At 32.1% G+C, this 19,090-nt stretch carries 17 protein-coding genes and 1 tRNA gene; 7 read left to right on the plus strand and 11 right to left on the minus strand.

Annotated features, from left to right (window positions below; all coding sequences use genetic code 11):
* Positions 1–34: 34 nt before the first annotated feature.
* The 4 genes from IE051_RS14920 to IE051_RS14935 all read left to right on the plus strand — a co-directional run bounded on the left by IE051_RS14920 (position 35) and on the right by IE051_RS14935 (position 4,539).
* The gene (locus IE051_RS14920; protein ID WP_189362083.1) at positions 35–865 is read left to right on the plus strand and encodes a transporter; all 831 of its coding nucleotides are present in this window, start codon (positions 35–37) and stop codon (positions 863–865) included.
* 112 nt (positions 866–977) lie between these two features.
* Positions 978–2,489 carry a glutamate--tRNA ligase gene (gene gltX / locus IE051_RS14925; protein WP_189362085.1) on the plus strand — a complete coding sequence of 504 codons (1,512 nt, stop codon included), beginning with the start codon at positions 978–980 and terminating at the stop codon, positions 2,487–2,489.
* Between the two features lie 128 nt (positions 2,490–2,617).
* The gene (locus tag IE051_RS14930) at positions 2,618–3,421 is read left to right on the plus strand and encodes a DUF2490 domain-containing protein (protein ID WP_189362088.1); all 804 of its coding nucleotides are present in this window, start codon (positions 2,618–2,620) and stop codon (positions 3,419–3,421) included.
* Between the two features lie 191 nt (positions 3,422–3,612).
* Positions 3,613–4,539, plus strand: coding sequence for an SPFH domain-containing protein (locus IE051_RS14935; protein WP_189362090.1), 927 nt, complete (start codon positions 3,613–3,615; stop codon positions 4,537–4,539).
* Between the two features lie 64 nt (positions 4,540–4,603).
* On the opposite strand, the gene IE051_RS14940 is transcribed toward IE051_RS14935, so the two are convergent.
* The 8 genes from IE051_RS14940 to IE051_RS14975 all read right to left on the minus strand — a co-directional run bounded on the left by IE051_RS14940 (position 4,604) and on the right by IE051_RS14975 (position 13,788).
* Positions 4,604–4,963, minus strand: coding sequence for a hypothetical protein (locus IE051_RS14940; RefSeq protein ID WP_189362093.1), 360 nt, complete (start codon positions 4,961–4,963; stop codon positions 4,604–4,606).
* Between the two features lie 104 nt (positions 4,964–5,067).
* The gene (locus IE051_RS14945; protein ID WP_189362095.1) at positions 5,068–5,700 is read right to left on the minus strand and encodes a response regulator; all 633 of its coding nucleotides are present in this window, start codon (positions 5,698–5,700) and stop codon (positions 5,068–5,070) included.
* Positions 5,693–7,351, minus strand: coding sequence for a sensor histidine kinase (locus tag IE051_RS14950; protein WP_189362097.1), 1,659 nt, complete (start codon positions 7,349–7,351; stop codon positions 5,693–5,695). The genes IE051_RS14945 and IE051_RS14950 overlap by 8 nt, the downstream gene beginning before the upstream one ends.
* Before the next feature lie 144 nt (positions 7,352–7,495).
* Complete coding sequence (locus IE051_RS14955; protein ID WP_229796835.1) at positions 7,496–8,653, minus strand: GNAT family N-acetyltransferase; 1,158 nt, start codon at positions 8,651–8,653, stop codon at positions 7,496–7,498.
* 64 nt (positions 8,654–8,717) lie between these two features.
* Positions 8,718–9,197 (minus strand): DUF1761 domain-containing protein, encoded by a 480-nt coding sequence (locus tag IE051_RS14960; protein ID WP_189362102.1) that lies wholly within the window; start codon positions 9,195–9,197, stop codon positions 8,718–8,720.
* A 73-nt stretch (positions 9,198–9,270) separates the two neighbouring features.
* Positions 9,271–10,812: a phosphoethanolamine transferase gene (locus tag IE051_RS14965; RefSeq protein WP_189362104.1), complete on the minus strand. Its 1,542-nt coding sequence runs from the start codon at positions 10,810–10,812 to the stop codon at positions 9,271–9,273.
* Positions 10,793–11,776, minus strand: coding sequence for an acyltransferase family protein (locus IE051_RS14970; protein WP_189362106.1), 984 nt, complete (start codon positions 11,774–11,776; stop codon positions 10,793–10,795). Before IE051_RS14970 ends, IE051_RS14965 begins: the two co-directional genes overlap by 20 nt.
* Before the next feature lie 11 nt (positions 11,777–11,787).
* Complete coding sequence (locus IE051_RS14975) at positions 11,788–13,788, minus strand: glutamine--tRNA ligase/YqeY domain fusion protein (protein WP_189362108.1); 2,001 nt, start codon at positions 13,786–13,788, stop codon at positions 11,788–11,790.
* Between the two features lie 141 nt (positions 13,789–13,929).
* Here IE051_RS14975 and IE051_RS14980 point away from each other — a divergent pair, with 141 nt between their 5' ends.
* From IE051_RS14980 to IE051_RS14990, 3 genes are all read left to right on the plus strand, one after another.
* Positions 13,930–14,139 carry a zinc ribbon domain-containing protein gene (locus tag IE051_RS14980; protein WP_189362109.1) on the plus strand — a complete coding sequence of 70 codons (210 nt, stop codon included), beginning with the start codon at positions 13,930–13,932 and terminating at the stop codon, positions 14,137–14,139.
* Positions 14,139–14,501 (plus strand): dihydroneopterin aldolase, encoded by a 363-nt coding sequence (folB, locus tag IE051_RS14985; protein ID WP_189362111.1) that lies wholly within the window; start codon positions 14,139–14,141, stop codon positions 14,499–14,501. Before IE051_RS14980 ends, folB begins: the two co-directional genes overlap by 1 nt.
* 49 nt (positions 14,502–14,550) lie before the next feature.
* Positions 14,551–14,621, plus strand: a tRNA-Cys gene (locus IE051_RS14990).
* Positions 14,622–14,654: 33 nt separating this feature from the next.
* Here IE051_RS14990 and IE051_RS14995 read toward each other — a convergent pair.
* The 3 genes from IE051_RS14995 to rnr all read right to left on the minus strand — a co-directional run bounded on the left by IE051_RS14995 (position 14,655) and on the right by rnr (position 18,413).
* Positions 14,655–15,335: a LysE family translocator gene (locus IE051_RS14995; protein ID WP_189362113.1), complete on the minus strand. Its 681-nt coding sequence runs from the start codon at positions 15,333–15,335 to the stop codon at positions 14,655–14,657.
* A gap of 126 nt (positions 15,336–15,461) precedes the next feature.
* Complete coding sequence (locus tag IE051_RS15000; RefSeq protein ID WP_229796836.1) at positions 15,462–16,139, minus strand: head GIN domain-containing protein; 678 nt, start codon at positions 16,137–16,139, stop codon at positions 15,462–15,464.
* Positions 16,140–16,208: 69 nt separating this feature from the next.
* Positions 16,209–18,413 carry a ribonuclease R gene (gene rnr / locus IE051_RS15005; RefSeq protein WP_189362115.1) on the minus strand — a complete coding sequence of 735 codons (2,205 nt, stop codon included), beginning with the start codon at positions 18,411–18,413 and terminating at the stop codon, positions 16,209–16,211.
* Between the last annotated feature and the right edge of the window lie 677 nt (positions 18,414–19,090).

Below are 19,090 nucleotides of genomic sequence, written 5' to 3' on the forward strand. Positions count from 1 at the left end.
TAAATAAGGGCCACTAAGTTTTAAAACTGCAATTATGAAAAACGTTCTAATACTATTGGTCCTTTCTGTCTCCATTAATGCATTCGCCCAAGGCGCTTGGACCCAAAAAACAGGAGAAGCCTATACCCAATTATCCTTTTCAACTATTGGTAATTATAGCAGTATTTATGGAAATCCTAATTACGAAACAGAGCGTGAAATAACTGACAACACACTTCAGCTTTACGGTGAATATGGCCTAAATAATAAAACAACTTTAATTCTAAATATACCCTTAAAATTTATAGAGACAGGCAACTTGGTCAGTACAACAACTCCTGTAACTATAGCCTCATCAAATACAAGTTTAGGTAATATAGTAGTGGGTATTAAAAGGCAATTTTATAATAAAAAATGGGTGATTTCTGGTCAATTAAACCTTGAAGCTAACAGCGGTTCATTTGAAAATGAATCTGGAATACGCACCGGTATTGATGCATGGTCATTCACCCCTACATTAAACGCTGGGCGAAGTTTTAAATGGTTTTATGCCCAAGCTTTTACTGGTGTAGCATTCCGCACTAACGATTATAGTAGTAGTTTCAAAATTGGAGGAGAAATAGGTATACGCCCCATAAAACGCATATTAGTAATTGGCCTAATAGATGTTGTGAAATCCTTTGAAAATGGAGATGTTGTACTACCTCCCTCTAACCTATTGACAGGACTTTATGTAAATAACCAAGAATATGCCGCGTATAGTTTAAAGTTTGTTGGCGAAATAACTAACAAACTAGGTGTAAATATTGGCATTGGTGGTGCCTTCTCGGGTAATAATGTAGCTAGAAGGCAAGCCTTAACCTTCGGAGCTTACCATAAATTTTAGGTTTTAAAATTTACTCTTGAAATCATTTCCCAGCTACTTAAAAAATCAATTGTACTTAAACTTCTCAAATTACTAAATAACATTTTATCTTTGCAGTCCTAATTTGACAATAATGACGAAAAATGTTCGTGTGCGTTTTGCACCAAGCCCAACAGGACCTTTGCATATAGGTGGTGTAAGAACCGCTCTATTTAACTATTTATTTGCTAAAAAACATAATGGTGAGTTTATATTGAGAATAGAGGATACCGACCAAAACAGGTACGTAGAAGGTGCCGAGCAATATATAATTGATGCCTTAAATTGGTGTAAAATGCCTTTTGACGAAGGCCCTGGAAAGAACGAAAAATTTGGTCCTTACAGACAAAGCGAACGTAAAGATTTATACAAACAATATGCCGATAAGTTAATAGCCTCAGGTAACGCATACTATGCCTTTGATATACCGGAAGCTTTAGATTTTCACAGAAAAGATCATGAAGCAAAAGGGAAAACTTTCATCTATAACTGGCACAATAGACTAAAGCTATCCAATTCACTATCTCTTAGTGCCGACGACGTCAAGGCCAAATTAGATGCCGGTGAAGACTATGTTATACGATTTAAATCACCCCAAGACGAAACCTTAAACCTTAAAGATATAATTCGTGGAGACATTAAAATAGACACCAATATTTTAGATGACAAGGTTTTATTTAAAAGTGATGGTATGCCAACTTATCATTTGGCCAATATTGTTGATGACCACCTTATGGATATTACCCATGTTATTCGTGGTGAAGAATGGTTACCTTCTTTAGCCTTACACTATCAATTATATACTGCGTTTGGTTGGAAAACTCCAGAATTTGCCCACCTACCCCTCATTTTAAAACCAACAGGTAAAGGCAAGCTTAGCAAACGTGATGGTGATAAATTAGGTTTTCCTGTTTTTCCTTTAGAATGGAAAGACCCAAAAACTGCTGAAATATCACGAGGCTACAAAGAAGATGGTTACTTTCCTGAAGCCATGGTGAATTTCCTTGCCTTTTTAGGCTGGAATCCTGGTACCGAACAAGAAATTTTTAACCTTGATGAATTAATCAATGCTTTTGAATTAGATCGTGTAAACAAGTCTGGTGCACGTTTTGATCCCGATAAAACGAAATGGTTTAATCATCATTACATGCAAGAACAAGATAATGATGATTTAGCTTGTGCCTTAAAAGAAGAACGCCACGAACTTTATGAAATTGACACCAACTACATCAGTATGGTAATCGATTTAGTAAAAGAACGCGCTACCTTTGTTTCCGACTTTTGGGACCTAAGTCATTTCTTCTTTAAAGCGCCTACAAGTTATGATGAAAAAGCTACTAAAAAAGCAATAAAAGAAGGTACTGCTGATATCTTAAATCAGGTCATTTCCATTATTAACGACACGAAGGATTTCTCATCCGAAAACCTTCAAACTGTTGTTAAAGGTTGGATTACTGAAAACGAAATAGCTTTTGGTAAAGTAATGATGCCACTGCGTTTGGCTCTAGTTGGTGCGTTACAAGGTCCTGATGTATTTGATATTATGTTCATGATAGGAAAAAATGAAACTATTAAACGTATAGAAAACATAATAAAAACAATTTAGTAATACATACATATCTCTAATTTAAATGAGACTTTAATAGCATTTGAATGTCTCATTTTTTTTCAATTATTCAAAATGTCATTACCTTAGAGGCATCGCCTTCGTATTCAACGGGATAATGATTCTAAATGAAACCAATATATTACTTTCTTTTTCTATTCTTATTATTCCACATTAATGCGGTTTCTCAAGATCAAGAAGAACAGAATGTGAAAGTCAACGCCCAACTCTGGCTTGATTACAATTTTCAAAATGACTTAGGTGATTTCAAAACTCTCAATAGTTTTGTAGGATATAGAAGTATTACTCCAAATATTTACAACAACTTTTTAGTAGTATCTACCTATAACATTGCTAATCAAAATAGTGTAAAGTTTTTAAAACGAGAGAAACCTTTTTTCAACTCCTATCATTTTGGTGCTAGAGCAAATTATATCGCTAACAAAAACAAAAAAGATGATTTTGAATTTCGATTAATGCAGGGCATCAAATTTTACCTTCCGTTTATAAAAGACGTTCCCTTAATGAATTATATCCGCTTAGAAGAACGATTTCAAAAAACATTTGACACCTCTGGTTGGGACATTGGTTTTAGGTTTCGTTATAAAATATCTACTGTATTAGATTTGGACAAACACTTATTTAATTTCACCACAGGTTTTTATATCCCTATGAACGTAGAGTTTTTTTTTAATTTGAAAAAAGTTGATCGCTTTAATGATGTTATTAGAATCTCCCCTGGAATTGGATATAAACTCAATGAAGACTGGAAGTTTGAATTTTATGTATCCTATCAAAACACACAAAACACCTCACAAACAGAAAACACCTCAAATGATTTCGTTTTTAGATTGCGCATTTTTAAATTGAGTAGCAAAAAGAATAAAACCATTCAAAGCAAGGACGAGCAAATAAAAGAATTAATAGAATAACTAAAATCATAAATTGAAATCAGACCGCATTACCTCTATTAAGTTGCAAAAAAACTTAAAAAACTGTAACAAAAGACCTATAAACCACTACTAATATTACAGATAGATGCTGATTATAAAAACTAACTATCACTAACTTTCTATCATACATTTTCGTATCTTAATATTTTCTAATTTTTAAATAAATTGCTATGAGTTTCTTTTCTATTCCATTCATTATTATAGGCCTATTTATTCTAATTTCTTCCTTCTTTATTGTCAAGCAACAAACTGCAGCAATTATTGAGCGTTTTGGCCGTTTTACAAGTATTCGCCAATCTGGATTACAAATGAAAATACCATTGGTAGATCGCGTTGCAGGACGCTTAAGTTTAAAAATTCAACAATTGGATGTTATCATTGAAACCAAAACATTAGATGATGTGTTTGTGCGCTTAAAAGTTTCTGTGCAATATAAAGTAATCAAGGAAAAAGTATATGATGCCTTTTATAAGCTTGATTATCCTCATGATCAGATAACAAGTTATGTTTTTGATGTGGTTCGCGCCGAGGTACCAAAAATGAAACTGGACGACGTATTTGTAAGAAAGGATGATATTGCCATAGCTGTTAAAACGGAACTTAATGATGCCATGATTGAATACGGTTATGATATCATTAAAACCTTAGTAACAGACATTGACCCAGATGCTCAGGTAAAAGAAGCCATGAATCGTATTAACGCCTCAGAGCGCGAAAAAATAGCTGCACAGTTTGAGGGTGATGCACAGCGTATTTTAATCGTTGAAAAAGCTAAAGCTGAAGCCGAAAGCAAACGTTTGCAAGGTCAAGGTATTGCTGATCAACGTAGAGAAATAGCACGGGGTTTAGAAGAATCGGTGGAGGTTTTAAACCGCGTAGGCATAAACAGTCAAGAAGCATCTGCACTTATTGTAGTAACACAACACTATGACACGTTACAATCATTGGGAGAAGAGACTAACAGTAACCTAATTTTATTACCTAATGCGCCGCAGGCAGGTAGTAATATGCTGAATGATATGGTAGCAAGTTTTGCGGCCAGTAATCAAATTGGTGAGGCTATGAAAGAAGCAAAAAAAAATCCTCCTAAAAAATAACAAAAAAAGAAAAGGCATTTAAATTATATTTAAATGCCTTTTTTATTAAAATTACTAAATCAAATTATTGATCCATATCATTTTGTGTTGCAACTAAAGTACCTTCCTCTTTAATTAGAGCTTGTTTATTTTGCCAAGGTTTAAAGTTCTTATACTTTGGACCTGTTAAATTTGCTCTTTTATTAACCGAAACTACTTGTTGGTATTCAATTTCTTCCTTTGAATTTTTCCAAGATTTATAATTTTTATACTCCGGTCCAGTAAGCCCCTTTTTACTGTTTGAAGAAAATGCAGGTTCTACTTTTGTTTTGTGTTGCCACGATTTATAGTTTTTATATTTCGGACCTTGTAAATCACTTCTTTTTTGTCCAAAAGCGGCTATTGTAATAAATGTAAATGCTAATAATACTGCTAACTTTCTCATGACTTCTCCGTTTTTAATTTCAATGTAAAATTACATCCAAAATCAAGGTTGTAGCCCTATGAGAAACCACGTAATTTATATCCGTATAAATACGGATATAAACATCAAATAAGATTAATTTTAGCGGCCTTTTTTATAAGTTCAGCAGTATTCTTTACTTCAAGTTTTTTTAGAACATTAGCACGGTGTGTTTCTATTGTCCTTGAACTAACAAATAATTTTGCAGCAATTTCCTTAGTTGTAAGTCCTTCCGAAATCAATCCCAATACCTCCTGTTCCTTTTTAGATAGTATATTTGCGCTAACACTATTCGTTGACATAAAATTTATCATCTTTTCTGAAATATTATGGCTGAAATATTTTTTACCAGAATAAACCATTCTTATAGCCATAATTAGTTCTTCTTGATCGGTGTTTTTTAACAAATAACCATAAGCTCCCTTTTTAGCACATTTAGCAATATAATTACCATCATCATGCATGGATATTATTATAGGCTTAATAGTAGAACCAAGTTCTTTTAACTTTCCTAATACACGAAAACCATCCATCTTAGGCATGGTTATATCAAGTAAAACAATATCAATATCATCCCGTGATTCTATAACATCAATAAAGACCTGTCCGTCTCCAACACCTTTTACAACCTGTACATCATCATACTTATGCAATAACTCCTTTAAACCATTTCTAAATAGCTCATGGTCATCTGCAATAATTAGTTTTATATCACTCATTTGTTATAGGTAATTCAATTTCAAAAGTGGTCATTCCGTTTTTAGAATCTATTTGTATTTTTCCATCACAAATTTCTACGCGTTCTCGAATATTAACTATTCCTGAACCCAATTTTACTTTTTTAAGGTCAAAACCTTTACCGTTATCAAAATAAAAAAAGGATACAAAATCATCAAACTCAGACAGTGTAATTCTTATTTTATTGGCATCGGCATGCTTTAAGGCATTGTTTATAAGTTCTTGACCAATTCTAAAAATATTAATTTTTTGAGTCTTAGATAGTTTACTCTTATCTTTTTTAGTTAGATCTTCAAAAACAATATCTATATCTGTGGATGCATTAACACTTTCTACAAAATTAGACAACACGGCTCCTACCCCAAAATCATTTATTGCCGATGGCATTAAGGCATTAGACATTAATCTAACTTCCTTTATAGTGGAGTCTACAGCTTTTAGCATGACCTTTTTGTGCTCAATACTTTCAACTTTATTCTCAATATAAAACTTCAATGTTGTAAGAAGGGGACCAAGACCATCATGTAATTCCATAGAAAGCCTTTGTCTTTCTTTTTCTAAACCATCTACAAGTAAGCGCTTTGCATGCAAGCGATTTTTATTTTCTTTGTTCCTAAATTCTCGCAGTTTATCGCGCATTTTTATCAAACTCTTACCTAAAATATCGTTTTCACTTTTTGGTTGGTACTGGCTACTTAAATTCATATCGCCAATTTCATTAGAGAATGCAACAGCCCCTTGAAGCGATTTTTTTAACTGAGCTAATGCCTCGAACATCTCCTTCATTTCATTAGAAATCTTATAAAATGCCTTGTTTTGCTCATAATTCCCAGCTGCCATAATCTTTAAGCTTTCCTGCATATTCATAATGGGCACGGTTATTAATCTTGTAAGAAATAAAGATAGAATTATAGCAATAAGCATAACCACAACAATCAAACCTAGCAGTCTAATTCTCAATTTTTTCAGTGGTGCTGTCACCTCACCTATATCAATTTCAGAAAGGATAACTAATTTCAATTTAGAAATTTCTATTAGACCGTAAGCACTGTAAACTTTCACGGCTCTATAGTCCGGAAAAACACCTCTTTCAGTTTTACCAGAAAAAGCATCCTTAACTCCTATGGTTTCTACCTTAATTGTTCCTGGGGATTTAGTTGGGAAAAACCGAGAAGGCGATCTCATAAAATAGTCCTCTCCTACCAAATAGGACTCTCCACTATTGCCCATTCCCGTTCTTTCTAAAAGTATTTTTGTGATTTTATTCTCATCAATTCGCCTGGTTACTGTTTTATTATTTTTATTCGAAACTAAAACAATAGCCGTTTTTCTTGAAGGGTCTAAAGGTGTTAAATCATATATTCCAGAAGTACCAAGAATTTCCTCTGGAATATCTAAATGCATTGTATTAAAATGGTCTGTAGAATCTCTTGAAGCTAAAAAAGTGTTCCATTCGCTTTCTATTAAATCTTCAATCTGATTTTTTTTTAAGGTTTTAATGGAGTTTAACTGAAGAAGAATACGTTCGTCAATTGCCTTAGAAAATTGATTGTAAAACGTAAAAGACAATAATATCACGACTATAAACACCAAGCCATTTGTTATTATTAAGATGAGGGATTTTATGCTCATTTGTAATACAAGTTGAAAAACTAAAGTTAATATAAAATATCAATTATTGCTTTAGCATTTACTACCCAGAAGATCGAATATACAGGTCCATTTAAATGTAACAAGGCCAAGTTTATAAATCAAAACATAGAAAGGTATATCATGCTACTGTTTAAACGGATGACGTTCTTCCCAATCATTCTTGGGGTTCATTAGACCAAAAACAGGCCTCAATAACGTATTTAGAAAACCGTTTGTATGTTTCATATACATTTCCATGGTGTGTGGTTTTGCACCCACCGAACTTTTAATGGCCATAGCCGTACGAGCATATACAATAGCGGAAAACTGTTGGTCTATTCCAAATTTAAGCATATCGTACAACATATTTAAATAGAGCTGATTGTTATACTGATGCTGAGAATCATAGCCTAGAAAATAGGTTTCTAAATGTTTGTTATTCAAGATTAGGGTATAAAAACCAACCAACTTACCCTCAAAATAATAAGCAAATACTTTAAATGCATCTCCCAAACACGACTTCATAGTATAAAAATGATTTACTGGTAAAATAAAGCTGTTAAACTTGGCATTATTACAAACATTTAAATATAATTTGTGCAGCTGTGTGTTATTAGATGATATGGCATCCATGTCTAATTCAACCGAACTTATATTCGCCAATTTCTTTTTAGAACGCTTATACCTATCCCTATATTTTTTCTTCAAATCAGAAACATAATCCTCAATACTCATCCAATCGCGCTGCAAATCAAGAATCATATTAGGCTGCACTGAGACTTTATGCAGATTCAACTTTTCGAACTGCTTAATACGCTTCAATTTAGAGTTCTTTGTAAAGAAATCCTTAAGTAAAATCATTCGGATAGTTTTACCTTGTTTCTTTTTAATTTCGTTTTTAAGCGTTTTTAAGGCCTTAAAAACCAATTCAAAGTACTCTGCGTCTGTTATATTATTTTCATTAAAATATAAAGCGTGTTGACCTGTGTGCGTTAAATTTCCAACCACCAAAATGTTTCCTTTTAAAACTTTAGAAACGGTCTTTTGAAAAAACTCTTTAACGCAGGACACCTGTGTTTTCCTAAACATGTCATTCAAATATAATTTAACACGTTGCACAAGGGCAACACCAACAAGTATATTATCATTAAAAACACCTAAATAAAACAATTCTATATTTTCTGGAGCCCCCTTTTCAAGTGCGTTCAAATATTTTGATTGCAGAAAAATATCATGCAGTACCAATTCATCCCAAGATGCTGGTAGATCCTCACTAGAATAATAAATTTGAATTGTTTTCAATAGCAAAAAAAAAGACTGAAGTTTAAAATACTCAGTCTTTAAATGTATTTATAGTTTACAAAAATTATCTCCAACCACAAATAATAGCACCCATGACACCCATTGTTAAAATCCAATAGCCACTATTAATTAGAATATATTTAGCACTTTTTCTTTCAAATAAGGCATTTGTCCCTAAAATTGGTAAAGCAATAAATATACCCCCAATTATACCATGAAATGCACCATGTTTGAAGGTTCTAAATTCATTAGCATAATCACTCATAAAAGTTTCATAAGACGGCAATATTCCTAATTCACCTTGGACAAGGCTATATGCTCCCATCTGGTGTATTGTAATTGACATTAAAGACATGGCTAATAAAATGGCGAATATTAATGCCATTATAAAAATCTTTGCCATATTAGCACCATTCATCTTCTCTTCGGTCATCTCAGCTTCTTTCATCCAAGCTTTGCCAAATACCTTAGGATTATACCAAATAAAACCCACTACTAGTGCAGAAAAAGCTGCAGCAATTATTGCTAAAAAATTAATTTCCATGATAAATATTAGTTTAGTCAGTAGTTAAATATAACTAAAAAATACTACTAGTGCATTCAAACAATATGTTTTGCTAGTTAAGACTTCTAAAAACACTTAAATTATTCTTATAATCCATCCCCTCTACTTTAATAAGGTCCAACAAGCTATGATATATGACATCCGTAGAAAAGACCTTTTCTTTATTCTTTTTTAATGCTTCAATTTTATCCGGATATAATTTTCGATATGCTTCAGAATACCAGACTAGCATGGCTGGGTTTTTACAAGCATCTATATCCTGAGCATGTAACCATTTTCCATTTTCTCCAAGTGCCTCTCCATGATCAGAAATATAAATCAAAACTACAGGTTCATCAATATTATCCAGACTGCCAATAATACTATTTAGAAAAAAGTCAAGATATAGTATGGTATTGTCATATGAATTAATAATTTGCTCTGCCTCTAATGACGGAATGTGCTTAGAATCCATTACAGGTTGAAACACTCTAAATATATCTCTGTAACGGTTTTCATACCACCAATGGCTTCCTATCATATGTAAACTATATAATCCGCGTTGTTTTTTTATAATTTCTTTTTTAAAGGGAGGTAAAAGATTTTCATCTAGAACCTTATTGAAGCTGTAAACCGACCTCAAACTATCTACCAATACTACAGCTTTATTTGTTTTAACAAGGCTCTCATAGCTCACTTCTAATTCCTGATTGCCAAACCAAACAGTATTAAAATTGCAGGAATTATAAACATCATAAACTGAAACGAGTTTATTTAAAGGGTTTGTATTTATACTTGCGCTGCTAATAATTCGCGGTAGACTAGACCCAGTGTATGTGTGCGGTGTATAAATATTTTGAAAACTAACAATATTTTTTATTTTACTTATCAAAGGAGTAGTCTGTCTTTTGTAACCATTAATCCCTAAATGATCTGCCCGAACAGTTTCTCCTAATACCAGTATCACCTTTAAGCTGTCTATTGGACTATTGATTTCTTTAGGAGCTTGAGCTAAAACATAATTAGGCTTTTCAAAATAATCATTAAAACCAAAAAAAACACTGTAAGGTAACCTGCTTCTTAATGTTCCGTTTCTTCTTTTCTCAATAAAACTATAGCTAGATATTGAAATAAGAGATATTACAACAAAAATCCATTTAATTTCTATAGGTTTAATTCGAGCATAATATCTATTAACAAAAAAAAGGACATTAAGTACAAAAACAATATATACAATGTACTGTACAGATAATAAATCAAAAACAATAGACGGTTTTGTTTCCATAACCACAGTAACTAACGATTGAGTTACAGAAATATCTTGAGTAAACACCCAAAAAGAAAACAAAGACAAAACAAAAAATACTGGACAAAACACAAACCTAAAAATCCATTTATTCAAAGTAATTAAGTATAAATACCCCGATATTGAAAACTGCAATAAAATAATATGAATAGTATATAATGCCCGATCCTTAAATCCAGATAAAGGAATATGAACATAGGATGCCAGTGAAATAAAAAAAACAACTAAACAGTTTAATATTAAGTAGAAATATATCTGACTTTTATACTTTTTAAAAAAAAGAAATATGTTACTTTTTAATTTTTCCATTCAATATGGGTACATATTTATTAACAAAAACTATTACTGGCCAAATCAATAATATTTGAACAAAAACTAATCCAAGTTTTACAGGTTCACTAAAATTAAAACTACTTACTCCTACAATTATAAGCACCAATTTAATAACTGTCATAGCACGTAATTGAAGTGCCAACAAAGGGATTGTATTTCTTCCTAATAAAACAAAAAATCTGTTTTTTTTAATTTGTTTAAACAAAAGAAGTACAAAAAAAACACCTATAAAACCATTAAAAATAAATAAAGGAATGCATCCATATACCGATCTATACATATCAATTTTTGTGTTTACCAAAGCGGTAAAAGTTAAAAGGAACAAACAAAAAATGAGTAATACAGTTTTTTTACCAGCAGTAAAGTCTATTAACTTTCTTTTCATGAAAAATCCTGGAACATAAAAAATTAAAGAAACTAATGCGACATCAAAACTCCATGGCAACCTAAAATAGAAATAATGAGAATAAAGAAACCCGGTAACAATTAAGATCAATACTATGAATAACTGAACTTTTAAATTATTTATAAATTGGACAAAATAAAAAATTAAAAAAGTCAAAAAAATAGCCGGTAAAAACCACATAGGAATACCCCAATCCATAAACCTAACATCACCTTGAGCATAGAAAACACCTAATAAACCTTCAAGAGGATCCAAATTCTTATGTACACTCTCTCCAAAATGTAAACCAATTGTAACCCAAAACAAGTAAAGCAAAAAACTCCAAATAAAATAAGGTATTAAAATACTTTTTGCTCTTTTTACAATGTCTTTCTTTTTTATTTCTTTGGGATGAAACATTCCAGCAATAAAGAAAAAAAGAGGAATATGAAAACTATAAATATATGATTCTGAAAACGGAAAATTATGTCCATAGACAACTAGGAAAATACCTAAACCCCTTGCTCCATCAACCCAATCATATCTCTTATACATTTAAAATTATGTTATAATGCCCTAGCTTCTGCAACCAACAACTCATTTTTATCATTTATAGCTTTCTCCAAAAAAGCATTGACTTCGTCATTTTTAGTTTGCCCATTTTCTAATAAAACACCTAAAACGAGAGCCACTGCTATTCGTGTTCCTACCTTTTTTACTGCTGTATTAAAAAGTGGTTCCAACTCCTCATAACTCACATTTTTGGCCAATTCTAAAATCTCAGATTTTACTTTAAGCTGTTTGGCTTCGGGTAAATTGGTGTATTTTTTTCCTAACTGTTGTATGATATCAATCGCTTTGCGTTGCGACTTCTGTTGGTTCTGATTATTATTTTGTTTTACAGGTTGTTCTTGTTTTGGTTTTTGTTTTGCCCAAGAATCTCGCAGGCCAACCGTTTTATTAAAAATCAATTGCTCCTGAGTAGAATCATCATCTACATTAAAATATCCCAATCGTTGAAATTGGAACCGCTCACCTGGTTTAGCTTCTTGCAAACTAGGCTCAACAAAGGCTTCTATTATTTTTAAAGAATTTGGATTAATAAAATCCATGAAATCCTTATCCTCATGGCTATCCGGTGCCTCATCATAAAACAATCTGTCATACTCCCTAACCTCTGCTTTTACAGCATGTGCCGTAGAGACCCAATGGAGAGTTCCTTTAACGCGTCTAGCAGTATCTTCAGAATAGGTACAATGAATTTCAACAACCTCCCCGTTAGAATCTTTAACAACGCTTTCAGCCTTTATAATATAAGCACTTTTCAATCTTACCTCACCACCAAGTTTTAATCTGAAAAACTTATTTCCTGCTTCCTCCTTAAAGTCGGTTTTCTCGATAAATAATTCCCTTGTAAACGGTATTTTTCTGAATCCTGCAGACTCATCCTCTTGATTGTTTTCTGTTTCAAACCATTCAACCTTATCTTTTGGGTAATTCGTAATGACAACTTTTACCGGGTTTAAAACTGCCATCACACGATGCGCTGTTTTATTTAAATCTTCACGAATACAAAACTCTAAAAGTGATACATCAATAATATTATCACGTCTAGCAACACCTACTGTTTCAACAAATTTTCTTATTGCTGCTGGTGTATAACCCCGTCTCCTAAGTCCAGAAATAGTAGGCATTCTAGGATCATCCCATCCATTAACAACTCCGTCTTCAACCAATTTCAGTAATTTACGTTTACTCATTATGGTATAACTAAGGTTTAAGCGCGCAAATTCACGTTGCTTAGGTCTTAGCTTATTTAAATCTATAACTTGATCTAAGAACCAATCATAAAGTTCTCTGTGGGGTTTAAATTCTAAGGAACATAAAGAATGCGATATTTGTTCTATATAATCACTTTCCCCATGTGTCCAATCATACATAGGGTAAATACACCAAGTATTGCCTGTTCTATGATGATCTTTCTTTAAAATACGATACATAATTGGGTCACGCATCAACATATTGACATGTTGCATATCAATTTTTGCACGCAAAATATGAGCACCTTCTTCAAATTCACCCGCTTTCATTCGTTCAAATAAATCTAAATTTTCTGCAACCGACCTATTTCTGAATGGTCCATCTATACCTGGCTGGGTAGGTGTTCCTTTTTGTTCGGCCATAGCCTCACTAGACTGCGAATCCACATAAGCCTTACCGTGCTTAATCAAAAGTACAGCCCAATCATAAAGCTGTTGAAAATAATCTGAAGAAAATAATTCCTTATCCCATTGATATCCCAACCAAGCCACGTCTTTCTTTATGGCGTCAACGTACTCCTGCTCTTCCTTAGCCGGATTGGTATCATCAAAACGCAAATTTACAGGGGCATTATAATACTCCCCTAAACCAAAACTTATACCAATAGCTTTTGTATGTCCAATATGTAAATAACCATTGGGTTCTGGTGGAAACCTAAAACGTAAATTGTCTTTAGACATTCCATTGGCTAAATCTTCTTCTATAATTTGCTCAATAAAATTGAGAGATTTTCTTTCTAGTGACATGAACTGAAGTATTTCAACTAAATAAGCACCAAAATTACGGAAATTCAAGTTAATTTAGCCTAAATTCTGTGATAAGCGTAACAAACATTTAATTCATTATACTTATACATCAAACAGTATAAACTATAAAGAATTTAAACTATGGAAAACCTTAAGTATTCTTGTCCTAAATGTCATAACAAGACTTACAAAGTAGGACAAATGAGAGCAACAGGTGGTACTTTTTCAAAAATTTTTGATATTCAAAATCAAAAGTTTACATCGGTTACATGCCAACGTTGTACCTATACAGAATTTTACAAAACTAAAACAAGTGCAATAAGTAATGTTTTTGATTTTTTTACAAGCTAATGGGACTAATTAAAGTAGAAAATATTCGTGTTTTTGCCTATCATGGATGTTTAAAAGAAGAAACTAAAATAGGTAGTGATTATAGTGTTGATTTAGAAGTTAAGGCTAATTTAAAAACCTCATCAAAAACGGACAAACTAGACGATACTGTTGATTATGTCTTTTTAAACCGGATTATAAAAGAAGAGATGAACATCCCTTCTGCCCTGTTGGAACATGTTGCAAAACGTATTCTAAAAAGAATTTTTAAGGAAGACAACATGGTCACAAAAGCAACTGTCTGGGTAAGTAAATTAAACCCCCCAATTGGTGGAGATGTTGAGCGGGTTACCATAAAAATGACCAATAGGCGTAAAAAGTAATTTATATGTAAGGTAAAATGACTTTTTTTTTTACATTTGCAGCATTAATGGCGTCGTGGCCGAGTGGCTAGGCAGAGGTCTGCAAAACCTTCTACAGCGGTTCGAATCCGCTCGACGCCTCAAGAAGCTTTCAGTTTATTCTGAAAGCTTTTTTTAATTTATAGGGCTTATGTGTTCTAACTTCTCTCTGTTTTTTTGATACGCTTCTGGAAATAAACCTTGAATAAATAATAAAATACCAAAACCTAGAATTACAACAGAAATAACTTTTTTAGTTTTAAAAATAAGACGAGGTGTTAACTTGGCTTTGAGCTGTTTTGCAATTAAAATCTTAAAGAGATCTGTAATAAAGTAAGAGACAACCATGGCAATAATAAAAATAATATCACCATTCTCAGATGATGTCAAGGAGTTTCCTATCACAATAAACCCCAGCCAACCGAGTAACACACCAATATTTATAAAATTCAATAAAAACCCTTTAACGAAAAGTTTTTTATAATCTTTCTTAATTTCAACCTTGTGATATTCCTTTACTATAGAGCGAAAAGACTTTGATGTTTTAAGGAAAGAAATAATGCCGTATACAATTAATAAAACACCGCCAAAAATTAAAAAACTAGGGTCTTTTCCTATTTTACCCCTTAGACTATTGGTACTATAAAACGCAATAGCAATAAATATGATATCAGCAAGAATGACACCTAAATCAAATATCAAAGCACTTCTAAACCCTTTGGTTGCGCTAGTTTCTAAAAGCACAAAAAAGACCGGACCTATGGTAAAGGCAAGAATAATACCAAAGGGAATTGCTTTTAAAATATCGTCAATCATAAACCAATGAAGCTTTAATACAAAGTAAAGAAATATTTCAAACTATTAGTTTTGAATCAAATAGAATTTAAACAAAAAAAATCATCAAAATTGATGATTTTTTGTCGTTGTATTTTGGCCTTTATTTTATTTCATTCGCTTGACTTTACCACCAAGCACATTACTTTCGTTTACTGTTTCTGGATTACCATAAATATAAACATCACCCCCTGCCCTAATTTTTACATCGGCTAATTTCGTAGCATACACATAAGCCTCTCCAGCTGCGTTAATGGACACCTCAGTGTTTTCAGTAATTAGGTTTTCACCTTTATAAACACCTCCGGTTAACAAGGATATTTTTTGTTTTTTAGATTGACCAGATGTTTCTATTATACCCCCGGTTACTGATTTAATGGTTGTATATGTTACATCAACTGGCACATTTATCATTCCACCTTCTTGTGCGTTTAACTTAATTTCAAACTGTTTAATGGTATCTTTTGTATTAACTATAGCACCCTCATTGACATCAATAACATCAATAGTAGTGTAATACAATTTTACATTAGTTTTTGCGCCATCATAAGACCCTTCAATATTCATTTTAATTTTTAGTTTGCCATTTTTATTAACAATAACAACACGTTTTGAATTATGACCAGTAATTACTACTTTATTTTGATCTGATTTAACCAACTCCACATTAATTAAATCATATATTTTTAGTTCGCTAAATTCTCCAACTGTTTTTTGAGTGGCCTCCTGAGCAATGCTAAGCAATGACATTGTAAGCGTTATTAAAACAATTATTTTTTTCATCATTCTATATTTTATTCTAATTATTAAAAATAACAATAATTATTCCATTGTTGTTTTTTATAAAGACCAATATTATACATTATCCTCAGGTTTTCCTAATAAATTAAAATCCAGATGCTTTTTAACCAAATCGGTGTTTTTAACTTTTACAAGTACCTCATCACCTAATTGATATATGATCTGCGATTTTCTACCTACCATGGCATATTGGTCTTGATCAAAAGCATAATGATCATCTTTCATGTCACGTACACTTACCATGCCTTCACATTTATTCTCTATAATTTCAACATATATTCCCCAATCTGTAACACCCGATATAACTCCTAAAAATGCTTCATCCTTATGGTCTTCCATAAATTTAATCTGCATGTATTTTATGGAATCTCGTTCAGCTCTTGTAGCTAAGCCTTCCATATTACTAGAATGGTTACACTTGTCTTCATACGCCTCTTCATTAGCCGATTTACCACCGTCTAAATACAATTGTAACAAACGGTGTGCCATCACATCTGGATACCTTCTAATTGGCGATGTAAAGTGAGAATAATAATCAAAAGCTAAACCATAATGACCAATGTTGTGCGTGGTATACTCCGCTTTACTCATGGTTCTTATAGCTAAAGTATCCACCAAATTTTGCTCTTTTTTACCATTCACATCTTTCAAAAGATTATTAAGGGTAGCTGAAACGCTTTTTCGATCCTTAAAATTAAGCTTGTAACCAAATTTGCTCACTACATTTTGTAATGCAGCCAATTTACTTTCGTCAGGTTCATCATGAACACGATAAATAAAAGTCTTTTTAGGATCTTTTTTACCAATAAATTCTGATACCTTTCTATTTGCTAATAGCATAAATTCTTCAATCAATTTATTAGCATCTTTACTGGTTTTAAAGAATACGCCAACAGGATTTGCCTCTTCATCTAAATTGAATTTTACTTCCACTTTATCAAAAGAAATAGCGCCAGAACTCATACGTGTACGACGCATTTTTTTAGCTAATTCATCCATTTTTAAAATAGCTTCAGTAATCCCTGTCGACGCTTGATAGGCCTTTCCTGTTAAGGACACTTCTAAAGGTATTTCAGAAGTACCAGTTTCAATAATAGCCTGAGCCTCTTCATAAGCAAAACGAGCATCACTATAGGTTACAGTTCTACCAAACCATTCGTTTTTTATCTCACACTTGTCATTCATTTGAAATACCGCAGAAAAGGTTAACTTTTCCTCATGCGGCCTTAAAGAACAAGCTTTATTTGATAGTACTTCTGGTAGCATAGGCACTACCCTATCCACCAAATAAATAGACGTTGCACGCTCATAAGCTTCATCATCTAATACAGTACCCTCTTGTACATAGTGAGACACATCTGCAATATGAATACCTATCTCATATAATCCGTTTTTTAGAACCTTAAAAGATAAGGCATCATCAAAATCTTTGGCGTCCTTAGGGTCTATTGTAAAGGTTAAATCTTTCCGCATATCCCTGCGTTTCGAAATTTCTTCCGCCGTAATACTAGTATCAAGCTTATTTGCAAATTCTTCAACCTCATGAGGAAATTCGTGTGGTAAACCATATTCAGCAAGAATGGCATGAATCTCTGTGTTATGCTCTCCTGGCTTACCTAAAACTTGTATTACCTTTCCATAGGGCGAATCTGCTTTTTCTGGCCATTCTTCGAGTCTTACTAAAACTTTATCGCCATCTTCTGCTTTGTTTATTTTGTTAATAGGAACAAAAATGTCCTTATACATTTTATTGCTATCGGCAATGACAAATGCATAATTCTTTTTGTCATGAATTTGAATCACGCCTACATATTCACTCTTAGCACGTTCAATTATAGAGGTAATTTCACCTTCTACTTTACCACGATGGCGTCTTTTGTACACATAGAATTCTACGGTATCACCATGTAATGCCTTATTTATATGATTTGCTGAGATAAACACGTCATCTTCAAAATCATCGCAAATAACATAGCCATTGCCTTTTGCTGCTAAATCGAGTTTACCGGTATGGTATTCTGTGTTTACAACCGCCTTAAACTTACCCCGTTCTACTTGTTGAATTTCCTCTTTTGCCGCTAATTTAGCTAAGGTTTTTATAATTTGATTTCTGCTACTAGCGTCATTTACACCTAATTTAGCAGCAATTTGTTTATAATTAAAAGCTTGGTTTCTTTCTTTTTTTAAAATACTTAAGATCGTATTTGTCAGGTTGGAAATCCCTTTATTTCTGGATTTTCCTTTTCTTTTTTTACTCATGTAATTTTGTAATCATTTCATTTCCTAAGATAAAGGAAATTACGTTATTCAATAGTGTAATTTTTGGAGAAGACCCACTATTTATTTTTACAAAGCTACGCTTTATTAATTAAAACCTATCTTTTTTAAGATTATCTTAAGGTAAATTGAAGTTATCCACATTATATACTATATATATATTTTCTTTTAAAAATTTAAAAAATAAAATGATGGTTATTATAGTGTGTGAATAGCGGTATAACTTTTTTACACTTTATTTTGATTTGTATGTTATAGAATATTGTTGATAAGAAATGAACATATATTAAATACTTAACTTATTTATTTTAAAGCTTTTTTAATTAGCTATTAACAATTGTTAGAAACTCATATTAACAGCTTTTTTTAATAAGTAATATTATTAATAAGACTAAAAACTATACTTTATAGTGCTAATAACTTAACCAAAAATTTACATTAACTAATTTGTATGTTAACTAAATGTTTCTGTTGGAAAAAAAAGTTGAATTCTCCAAATTTTAATTTTAGAAACTAATGAACAGTTATTAACAAGTAATGAATATATAAAGGTGTAATGTTAACAACAGATAAAATTACTTGATTAACGTTTATTTTCTTAAAATGGTCTTTATTTTAAAAGTATATAAATAAAGTCTTTATTGATTACCTTTGCGCAT

The sequence above is a fragment of the Algibacter mikhailovii genome, assembly GCF_014651495.1.
Taxonomy (GTDB): Bacteria; Bacteroidota; Bacteroidia; order Flavobacteriales; family Flavobacteriaceae; genus Algibacter_E; species Algibacter_E mikhailovii.

Bases quoted from the DNA above. Each gene is read 5' to 3' on its own strand.
- IE051_RS14920 (WP_189362083.1), top strand. From the start codon at position 35: ATGAAAAACGTTCTAATACTATTGGTCCTTTCTGTCTCCATTAATGCA.
- gltX (WP_189362085.1), top strand. From the start codon at position 978: ATGACGAAAAATGTTCGTGTGCGTTTTGCACCAAGCCCAACAGGACCT.
- IE051_RS14930 (WP_189362088.1), top strand. From the start codon at position 2,618: ATGAAACCAATATATTACTTTCTTTTTCTATTCTTATTATTCCACATT.
- IE051_RS14935 (WP_189362090.1), top strand. From the start codon at position 3,613: ATGAGTTTCTTTTCTATTCCATTCATTATTATAGGCCTATTTATTCTA.
- IE051_RS14940 (WP_189362093.1), bottom strand. From the start codon at position 4,963: ATGAGAAAGTTAGCAGTATTATTAGCATTTACATTTATTACAATAGCC.
- IE051_RS14945 (WP_189362095.1), bottom strand. From the start codon at position 5,700: ATGAGTGATATAAAACTAATTATTGCAGATGACCATGAGCTATTTAGA.
- IE051_RS14950 (WP_189362097.1), bottom strand. From the start codon at position 7,351: ATGAGCATAAAATCCCTCATCTTAATAATAACAAATGGCTTGGTGTTT.
- IE051_RS14960 (WP_189362102.1), bottom strand. From the start codon at position 9,197: ATGGAAATTAATTTTTTAGCAATAATTGCTGCAGCTTTTTCTGCACTA.
- IE051_RS14965 (WP_189362104.1), bottom strand. From the start codon at position 10,812: ATGGAAAAATTAAAAAGTAACATATTTCTTTTTTTTAAAAAGTATAAA.
- IE051_RS14970 (WP_189362106.1), bottom strand. From the start codon at position 11,776: ATGTATAAGAGATATGATTGGGTTGATGGAGCAAGGGGTTTAGGTATT.
- IE051_RS14975 (WP_189362108.1), bottom strand. From the start codon at position 13,788: ATGTCACTAGAAAGAAAATCTCTCAATTTTATTGAGCAAATTATAGAA.
- IE051_RS14980 (WP_189362109.1), top strand. From the start codon at position 13,930: ATGGAAAACCTTAAGTATTCTTGTCCTAAATGTCATAACAAGACTTAC.
- folB (WP_189362111.1), top strand. From the start codon at position 14,139: ATGGGACTAATTAAAGTAGAAAATATTCGTGTTTTTGCCTATCATGGA.
- IE051_RS14995 (WP_189362113.1), bottom strand. From the start codon at position 15,335: ATGATTGACGATATTTTAAAAGCAATTCCCTTTGGTATTATTCTTGCC.
- IE051_RS15000 (WP_229796836.1), bottom strand. From the start codon at position 16,139: ATGATGAAAAAAATAATTGTTTTAATAACGCTTACAATGTCATTGCTT.
- rnr (WP_189362115.1), bottom strand. From the start codon at position 18,413: ATGAGTAAAAAAAGAAAAGGAAAATCCAGAAATAAAGGGATTTCCAAC.